The organism is Methylicorpusculum sp. (genome assembly GCF_030651835.1).
GTDB lineage: Bacteria > Pseudomonadota > Gammaproteobacteria > Methylococcales > Methylomonadaceae > Methylicorpusculum.
The window spans coordinates 1-9325 of the sequence record NZ_JAUSBX010000039.1 but is presented as its reverse complement, the minus strand read 5'-3'; the positions used below and the strand labels follow the sequence as shown (position 1 = coordinate 9325).

The window sequence follows — 9325 nt, the reverse complement described above, 5'->3', positions numbered from 1 at the left end:
AGCAACGCTTCAAACCGTTGTTCCCGGTTCCAGTCTTTAGGACGTTGTTGTTTCATAGTCTTAGTAGTTGAATTGGATCGTGTCTGTTTAAGCCAGCCTTTCAAAGTAAAGACACTCATATTTAAGTCATCGGCAATTGCTGGAATACTTTTATCGCCGCGTTGCAAGACTTTACTCAGGGCTTGCTCTTTAAATTCTTCACTATAACGGGTTTGCATTAGGGTTGCCTCTATAAATGGGTGAGGCGACAACTATCCTGACACAGGGGGCCGGCCAAGTCCGACACGATTTATGTCCCTCAGTACAAACCCGAGGTGGTTTATCAGGCCACCATGGCTCCACCTCCCACCAGCACTGTTTATCCGACTTCAACTGTGGTCAATGTCAATTCGGCGCCGGCACCCAGCTACTATCCAGCTTATTATCCTCCTCAGGCTACGTCGACCTCATCAAATAATGACACCTTGGCTAACTTTGCTACCGGAGCGGTGGTAGGTGGGCTTCTGACCTGGGCAATCATGGAATGGGCTGACGACGATGATTACCACGTCAGCCATTATTACGGAAACAGCGTATGTCACAGCGGAAATTGCTGGTATGGGGGCGGTGGCGGAGGTTATTACGGCGACCGTGGTAATGTCAATTACAACAAAAACATCAATATCTCCGGCAACGAAATTAATGTGGGTGGTGGTAATACTTTCAGTCAGAACAATCTAAGACCGGCACAACAGCCAGCAGGTTGGAGGCCTGACCCTCAGCATAGACGTGGACAGGCTTTTCCTGAGGCGGCGCAAAAACGTTTAGGGAAAATCCAGCAACCCGCACTAGCCGGACAGAGACTGGGCGCAGCTCAAACGCTTCCGGCGACAGCGAGAGGATTCGATGGAGCCGGGCAACGTCCAGCTGTTGGAATATTACCCGCCCAAAGCAGGCCATCCACGGCCGACATCCGCCAACAACTTGGGCAAAAGCCGGGCGCTCAGGATAAGCCAGGTTTAAAACAGGCTAAAAATAAGCCGGCGACTCGTGACATTCAAACACAGCTTGGAAAGGGTAGTCGGGGCAATGCGTTGGCGGGTATTAAAACCCCAGGTCACGCTTCACGGCTGGAAAGTCAGAGGGGATCAAACAGTCGTCAAGCAGCTCAATCGGCCCTGCGTGGAGGGCAAACTCGCAAACCGGTAAACGTCGGAGGCATGGGTGCGCAGAACTCTCCAGGGCGATTCGATCAAGCAAAACCGGCTGCACACACTCAATCGTTGGGGAGAGAGCGAACTCAGCAACAGATAACGACACAGCGTCGCTCGGAAGTTTCCCGGCCCAATGCGTTTGAGGCCCCTCGCAGCGCCGGAGCCACCAAGAGCTTCAGCCAGCGAGGCGCGTCTAGCAGGAGCCAGGCGACCAGCTCAGGAAATTTGCGTGCTTCCGGAGGTGGGGGCGGAGCTCGCAGCGGTGGCGGCGGAGGTCGACGGCGATGATTGAAAGGCTTAATAATCCTGTAAACGGTGCGTCCAGTTTTGGAGCATTGATGTCCACTCATTTTATTCAAGCAGTCAAGACTGAGGTTCCCATAATGTCTCGCGAAACTAAAAATATACTTCTGGCAGCGCTTGTTTCAGCTCCCTTATTTGCTAATGCAGCTCCCGCTCCGTTAACGTCTCCTGCCGTTTCAGTCACTGCCAATAGTATCGAAGCAAAAGGCTTTAAGAGCCCTGATGAAGCAGCCAGTGCTTTACTCGAAGCAGTCGACAGTGAGGGAACTGACCAGCTTATGGCTTTGTTCGGAAGTGATGAAGCAGAACTTCTCTCATCAGGAGATGAGGTGGAGGACAAAAATAACCGTTTAAATTTTGTCGCCTTGGGTCAGGAAAAAATGCGGGTGGAGTTGATGGGTGAGGATAAAGCGGTCATCCACCTGGGCAATACCGACTGGCCTTTTCCCATCCCGATTGTCAAAAAAGGGGATAACTGGCTTTTTGACGCCGAACAAGGCCGTCAGGAAATACTCAATCGACGCATTGGGCGCAACGAACTCAGCACCATAGGGGCTATCAAGGGCTATATCGAAGCTCAATTTGAATACGCCAATGCCGACAGGGATGATGATGGCGTATCGGAATATGCGCAAAAATTGCGTAGCGAGCCGGGTAAGTTTGACGGACTATTTTGGGAGGTGGAGGAAGGGCAGCAGCAAAGTCCGCTAGGCCCGCTAATTGCCGAAGCAAGGGCCGTAGGTTATAAAGTCAAACCCGGGGCTGAACAGCCTTCCCCTTATCACGGCTATTACTATCGCATACTCACTCGGCAGGGCCGCAATGCTCCTGGGGGCAAATATGACTATATCATCAACAACAACATGATTGCCGGGTTCGGTTTGGTGGCCTTTCCTGCGCAGTATGGCTCATCGGGCATTATGACTTTTGTTGTCAATCACCAGGGTAAGATTTATCAGAAAGACTTGGGGCCTAAAACAGCTGCAGTCGTCGAGAAGATGAAAGAGTACAACCCTGATTCGACATGGGAGCTGTTCCAGGTTGACGAGTAAGTTTGTCAATACATCCCTAAACCTTGTTTTGTAGTTACTTTCGCCCATTTTGAATTGAGGGTGTAGACGATTGATTTAAAAGGACGCTTACATACGTCCCTGATGCAGAAGTCTTTTCAATCACCACACCCAATTGAATTGTAGGGATGCGCTGACTGGTTTGTCCAAAGAGGTAAAAAAGAAACTTTTCGCCGGGCAAGTTTTGCTGGCTCAAAATACCCAGTCAATCAGCCAGCCAGAAGCTGCAAGGAGTATTACCATGATAAAAGAAGAAATCATCGATTTATTGAAGGTTAAACCGGATAAAAAAATCCGCCTGAAGGATTACCATACCGGTTGGGATCAAACCAAGGAGTTGAAAGCTTTTGGCAAAAAAGCGACCAAGGAGCGAGCGAACGAAATTCTGCAAAAAAGCATTGAGGAGTTATCCAGTTCACAGGAACTGCTTTATGCGGATGATCGCTACTCATTATTAATCGTTTTGCAGGCCATGGACGCAGCAGGAAAGGATGGCACTATCAAGCATGTCATGTCCGGCTTAAATCCTCAGGGGTGTCAGGTATTCAGCTTCAAAAAACCATCAGCGGAAGATCTGGATCATAATTTTCTGTGGCGCTATATGAAATCCTTGCCGGAACGCGGCAGGATCGGCATCTTCAATCGTTCCTATTACGAAGACGTTTTGGTGGTTAAAGTCCATCCTGAAATGATTGAGCATCAAAAGCTGGCGGGAGAAAAGATCGGGAAAGCATTTTGGCAGTCGCGTTATGAGGATATCAATGCATTTGAAAAGCATCTGGTACGCAATGGTACTGTCGTTTTAAAGTTTTTCCTGAATGTCTCCAAAAAGGAGCAGAAACAACGCTTTATGGATAGACTTGAGCGCCCTGAAAAAAACTGGAAATTTTCACTGGCCGATCTTAACGAGCGCAGCTATTGGGATGATTATGTCGTTGCCTTCGAAAAAGCTATCAGTGCTACCAGCACCGAATGGGCGCCCTGGTTTATCATCCCGGCAGACGATAAATGGGCAACGCGTGCCATCGTGGCCGATGTCATTTCGTCAACCTTACAAAAACTTGATCTTCGCTTTCCTGAGATGAATGATGAACAGCGAGCAATGTTGGAAAAAGCTAGAAAGACTTTAGAAGCAGAATAGCTTCCACGGGCTGTCTTTAAAAACTTAACCATTCAACGGAGCAATAAAACAAACATTGTGAACCGCGTAGTTTGCGGTTGGCGATAGCCAATCCAACATTTCAAGGTCATGGCGTTAATTGTTGGGTTGCGAAAAGCGTGCAAGCCCACTTGCGCGGAATAGTTACAAAGAAATAATCTTAAACTTGGAGAAAATTTTGAACATAGACAGGCAAACACTAAAAAGACATTCAGTCGGAGTAGCGGTTTTATTTGGCGCCATGGCTGTAGCGACAGGTTGCACAACCGGCGTCAAGGAAACCAATGCGGTAAAGTCTGAGTTAGTCACTCCGGCACCTGATGTTGGGTTTATTGATAATCCTGAACGGCAGACCCGACGTGCGGATTTGCCGTTTCAAAAAGTTTGGATCAAGCCCGGCTTTGACGCTTCTGCCTATAAAGAACTGGTCGTTGCGCCGGTCAATACTCAGTACATATTGGAAATGGACTGGCTACACAAAGCCAGTTCCGCCAGTTGGTTGAGCGATGTCAAAAAAGATATTGCAGAATTAGCTCAATATTTTCATGATCAGGTAGTCAAGGAATTCAAGGAAGATCCAAATCAGCGTTTTCGGGTGATCGAGTTTGCGGGTCAGCATAAAGAGCCGGCACTGCGGCTGGAGTTGGCTTTGATACAAATAGACCCGTCACAACCGGTGCTGCACGCTCTGGGTTGGCTGCAAATGGGAGGAGGAACAGCCGCAGGTGCAATTAATCAGCGCCGGGCAGCATTTGAAGGACGTCTGCGCGATATGCAAACCGGTGAAGTGGTTGCCACATTTGCTGACAGGGATATGCAGGATGCAGGCCCCCTGGATTTGACACGACTGACCTGGTACGGGCCGGCTAAAGGAATTATGGATCGCTGGGCTGAGCAGTTCGTAAAAATTGCCAACCGTAAACCCGGCGAGATGGTGACCGATCCCGTGCCTTATACCTTGAAACCCTTCTAAGGCTCGATTTAATATTACGACCTTTTTTCTAGCAGGGAGTCTTTTTAAATTGGACTCCCTTTAACGAGAACACAATGAAAAAAATGGGGTTCCTGGTTCAAAAACGTATTGATCCTACAGTCGTTTTTATAAACCACTTGGTTTTCGCTTCGTGCTAATAATTATTAGGTACTAAACACTATGAAACCCTGTTTTACCCTGTCCGTAAAAATCCGATACCTGTTGTCATCGTTCTCTATTGTCATGCTGTTAACCGCTTGTACCAGTATTGGCAAAGGTATTGCCCAAGCTGTTCTGGAAAAATCCGAAACTGAAGATGCGCGGCAATGTCAGGTATGGGGGCAACCTTTTACAGGCATTCAGGCAGGTCTTGGCAAGGAGAAGGGTAAAACCAAAGTTTTATTCGTTCATGGTGTGGGCGATCACATTCCGGGTTATACCACCCAGTTTCTGGAAAAATTGGCCAAGGAACTGAACCTGACTGCCCGAGCTTATAGCCAAAAAAATATTGGCTTATCAGCGCCTTTGCTTGCTGGAAAAGATCTGGGCAACTTGCGGGTGAGTCATTTACTCAATGAAGAACGTGGTATAGACCTGACTTTTTATGAACTGACCTGGTCGCAAATCACGCGTAAACAAAAAGAGCTGTTGGTATTCGATAATTCCGGTGAATACGATTTTCGGCGGGCTAAAATTAACAGCTTGTTAAAAAAATTCAGTAACGATACCGGACCTGATCCCATTATTTATCTGGGAGATAGTCGCGATGCAATTCTGGCTGCGTTTACGCAGTCGTTCTGCTGGATGGCTACCGGTGATTGGGACGATCTTCCCGCCAGCGGCATCCATGCCTGCACGGGGCTCAACGATTCAAGTGCCGATTACATCGCCCATGATGATTATGTGTTTATTTCACACAGTCTGGGGAGTCGAATCACCATCGACGGCATGCAACGCATCGCGCATCTTCTTGCTAACGTTGCCAAATATGCTGATGCCAGCAATAACGTGAATATTGCTGATAGTGCCGTTGTCGCCTTGCAGAATAAACAGGTGCCTATTTACATGCTGTCCAACCAGTTGCCAATGCTGCAATTGGGCCGAGAACTACCTGAAGTGGTAGGGTCGCCATCAGAATACTGCAGTATCACCGGTGCAAACTATAACAAGCGAATGGTCAGTAAAACTGAAATTATTGCCTTCAGTGATCCTAACGACTTATTAAGCTATGGAATACCCCCAGGATTCGCAGAGCAATATATCGACACAAGACTGTGTCCCAGTATTACCAATGTCAGTATCAACATTGCCAGAGTAATGGATGCTTTTGGCTTGGCTGATCTTGCCAATCCGCTGGAGGCTCATGTCGGTTATGACAATGATGACCGGGTTATCGCGTTGATAGCCAAAGGCATAGATCATCCGAACGCCTCTCCGTTAGTCAATCAACGCTGTGAATTTACCAAGGAAGTGAAGTAACACAGTCTTGTCATGCACTTATCAATAAACGGGAAATAATTTTAATTTGGACCGGTTGTATGAGGTTCGTTGCCCGTCTACTTGATAAGAAGCACATGAGATTTTCGGATAAACCACGATATTTCGTGGCTCATCCACTGTTATCGTTTTTAAACGGTTCTCTTATTTGATTGTAAGATATTGTTAAATAATCCTTTATCAATCCTGTTTTGAGTGTTTTGAATGTGGCGCAATTACTGCAATTATTAAAACCATGATCGAATTACATCTTGTCCTCAGGGTGACTCCCAAAAAAACTCGAACCATGATTGACGCTTTGCAAGCACTCGCCAAAAGCGCGCGTCTGGTTCAGGGTTGCATTGCCGTTGAGGTCTACAAGACAGCCGATAGCCGACACTACATTTGTTATGACGAAATTTGGGAGTCGGAAGCTGTGCTGCGTCGAATGATCACATCCAGACATTTCAGTCAGCTGGCAACCTTGATGGAGTTATCCAGTGAGCCGCCAGCCTGCGAATTCCGGTTTATTACCAAAACTTATGGGCTTGATTTTGCCGAGCAAGTCAGGGGATGCGTCAACGACTAGACATAGTAAGTATGCCAACAGAAATTATGAAATGGCTTATAACGGTTTGTTGCTTCGCGACAATTCAATGCATCACGGTGAGAAGGTTTACCCTCGGTTGAGTTGCAACCCGTCGACAAAAAACATGCGACGGTTAACCGGAAAATTAGTTTTGGCGAAATTCTAAGCAGATTCTATGACAATCGAATCGCTAGTAAAAAGGCTGCAAAATAGGCGAGCAAAGGCAGAAACAAACGGAGACATTCATTTCGATTCAAAGACGGGCCTGACTGAAAATCCGTTTTGGCTACGTCTAAAAAGAACCCTAACTAAATGCGCCAAATAATCCATTCATCTCAGAGGAAAAATTTATGACACAGCTGCAATTCATTACAAAAAGTCCACGTCAAAATCGGGCACATCGGCAAACCTGGCCAATCATTGGTCTACTGCTAGTGACTTTATCGATACTCGCTGGCTGTCAATCCATGGGTGGTAATGATTCAGGATCAAGGACCAACGCAGCACAAATTGATCGTGAAGTGGATGCCGCACTGGCCAAGCTTTACGAAACGACGCCTGCGGCCAAATTGTTGGCTTCAAAGGCTAAGGGAATATTGGTATTTCCGAATGTTGTCAAGGCCGGGTTTATTGGGGGTGCGGAATACGGTAAGGGGGCTATGCGCAAAAAGAGCAGGACCAGCGGCTACTATAATATCTTTGCCGGCTCTTATGGCCTGCAAGCCGGTGTGCAATCGTTCGGTTATGCGATGTTTTTCATGAACGATGCCGCTCTTGCCAGTCTTGATAGCAGTAATGGTCTGGAAATTGGTGTGGGCCCCAACATTGTTGTTTTGGACGAAGGTATGGCCAAGAAAGTCACCAGCACCACACTTCGTGATGATGTCTATGCTTTTGTATTCGGGCAGCGAGGTTTGATGGCTGGATTGGGATTACAGGGATCTAAAATTACACGGATAAATCCATAAATGTGAATGATGGAAATCCAGGTGACCTTCTCATCCGATAGCACGGCAGCTAGTCGAAAATCTATTTCAATAATCCTTTATTTAGCAAGCAGGAGTTTTAAGAATGACAGGTAAGCTTAATCAAAACATCGTTAATATTTTTGGACTGGCCTTGATCTTTACCTTATCAGCATGCTCTCCGATCAAACAGGCACGGGATGTTAACGAATCCGGGTTTTTGGGTGATTATTCGGTATTGCAGGAAGGACAAGACGGCGAGGCACTCAAACTCTATGTCAACCCGAGTTATAAACAATCCTGTAACACTTATACCAAGGTGCTGGTCGAGCCGGTCAGTATTTGGGTTCGAGATAACAGTGATTTGGCTGATCTTGCTCCGGAGGAAAGAACAATCCTGGTTAATCATTTACATGGTTCACTGGTGAACGAGTTAGGTAAACACTATCAGATCGTCAATACGCCGCAACCTGGAACGTTACGAATTAGAACAGCAATTACCGAAGCTGAAGGATCCTGGGTGGTGCTGGATACCGTGTCTTCATTTGTCCCGCAGTTGCTGGTGATGTCCAAATTAAAAGAAATAGCAACCGGAACGGCTTCATTCGTGGGCCGCGCCAGTGGGGAGGTTGAAATAACCGATGCCATTACGGGCGAACGCTTTGCCTCGGCTGTTGACCGTATTGTCGGTGCGAAGTCGGTCACCGGCGTAACCAGCAAATGGGACGATGTCTCTAGAGCATTTGATTCTTGGTCGGGCCGATTGACTTACCGATTGGTCAACTGCGGCGAAAGACCGCCTGAAGAGTGACGTCAGCAGCTTAAGCCCGGAGGATGCGGTTGACGTTGTTCACCTTATCCTACTTGCTGAGCCCCCATTTTTCGGTAGATAACAAAGCTGGGTGGATCTGACAAAGTTCAATGATTGATTATGATATGGGATTGAAAAACATGAATATAACAAGAAAAAAAATTCGTAACACGCTGATGATCAGCTCTTTATTGTTGAGTGCAGGATCAATCAATGCATGGGCGCAGAATTTAATGATTTATCCTGCTGCAGGGCAAAGTCCTCAACAACAACAGCAAGACCAGTATCATTGCCATAACTGGGCTGTTCAACAGTCGGGTTATGATCCCAGTAATCCGCCTGCGCAAAGTTCAACCAAGCCGGGGGCCGCTTTACCGGAGACGCTTAGAGGGGGTGCGCGCGGTGCTGCTGCAGGCGCGGCTATCGGTGCAATTGCGGGCGATGCCGGTAAGGGTGCCGCGATAGGCGCGGCCGCAGGGGGAATGAAGCGCGGATTTCAGGAGCGCGATCGCCAGAAACAAGCCGCGTCAGCGCCGCCACCCGGATTGGATAACTATAACCGAGGGATGAAATCCTGCCTGGGTGCACTCGGATATACAGTCAATTGATGGCTCAGACAGTGATACTCCCTTTTGATTGAAAAAACGTCTAAGAATAGAAGGTATGGGATGTGTCTATCGAGGACCGCCGTGAACCCCTCCATGGGGGCTTGACGGCAGCAATCCCTGCTGCCGACATCCTCGCTAGCCACACCCCATACCTTCATAAAGTTAACCATTTTTTGAG

Annotated in this window: 10 protein-coding genes; 9 read left to right on the top strand and 1 reads right to left on the bottom strand. The window is 47.6% G+C overall.

The annotated features are described in order from the left end of the window. Positions 1 to 218, bottom strand: a 218-nt coding sequence (locus Q7V32_RS04940) for a transposase (protein WP_304895870.1), incomplete at its 3' end; no start/stop codon positions are given. A gap of 114 nt (positions 219 to 332) precedes the next feature. Between Q7V32_RS04940 and Q7V32_RS04935 the strand changes: the two genes are divergently transcribed. From Q7V32_RS04935 to Q7V32_RS04895, 9 genes are all read left to right on the top strand, one after another. Then, positions 333 to 1481, top strand: coding sequence for a hypothetical protein (locus Q7V32_RS04935; RefSeq protein WP_304895869.1), 1149 nt, complete (start codon positions 333 to 335; stop codon positions 1479 to 1481). Between the two features lie 95 nt (positions 1482 to 1576). Next, positions 1577 to 2548, top strand: coding sequence for a DUF2950 domain-containing protein (locus Q7V32_RS04930; RefSeq protein WP_304895868.1), 972 nt, complete (start codon positions 1577 to 1579; stop codon positions 2546 to 2548). Between the two features lie 259 nt (positions 2549 to 2807). Beyond that, positions 2808 to 3707: a polyphosphate kinase 2 family protein gene (locus Q7V32_RS04925; protein WP_304895867.1), complete on the top strand. Its 900-nt coding sequence runs from the start codon at positions 2808 to 2810 to the stop codon at positions 3705 to 3707. 196 nt (positions 3708 to 3903) lie between these two features. Continuing rightward, a complete protein-coding gene (locus Q7V32_RS04920; RefSeq protein ID WP_304895866.1) occupies positions 3904 to 4698 on the top strand; it encodes a DUF3313 family protein in 795 nt (264 codons plus the stop codon). Between the two features lie 180 nt (positions 4699 to 4878). Continuing rightward, on the top strand, positions 4879 to 6177 hold the full coding sequence (locus Q7V32_RS04915; RefSeq protein ID WP_304895865.1) for a hypothetical protein: 1299 nt from the start codon (positions 4879 to 4881) through the stop codon (positions 6175 to 6177). Between the two features lie 253 nt (positions 6178 to 6430). Then, entirely contained in the window at positions 6431 to 6763 is a 333-nt protein-coding gene (locus tag Q7V32_RS04910; protein WP_304895864.1) for a putative quinol monooxygenase, read from the top strand. A 350-nt stretch (positions 6764 to 7113) separates the two neighbouring features. Further along, entirely contained in the window at positions 7114 to 7731 is a 618-nt protein-coding gene (locus Q7V32_RS04905) for a lipid-binding SYLF domain-containing protein (RefSeq protein ID WP_304895863.1), read from the top strand. A gap of 103 nt (positions 7732 to 7834) precedes the next feature. Further along, the gene (locus Q7V32_RS04900) at positions 7835 to 8539 is read left to right on the top strand and encodes a DUF3313 domain-containing protein (RefSeq protein WP_304895862.1); all 705 of its coding nucleotides are present in this window, start codon (positions 7835 to 7837) and stop codon (positions 8537 to 8539) included. Between the two features lie 140 nt (positions 8540 to 8679). Beyond that, a complete protein-coding gene (locus Q7V32_RS04895) occupies positions 8680 to 9147 on the top strand; it encodes a glycine zipper family protein (protein ID WP_304895861.1) in 468 nt (155 codons plus the stop codon). The last annotated feature ends 178 nt before the right edge of the window (positions 9148 to 9325 follow it).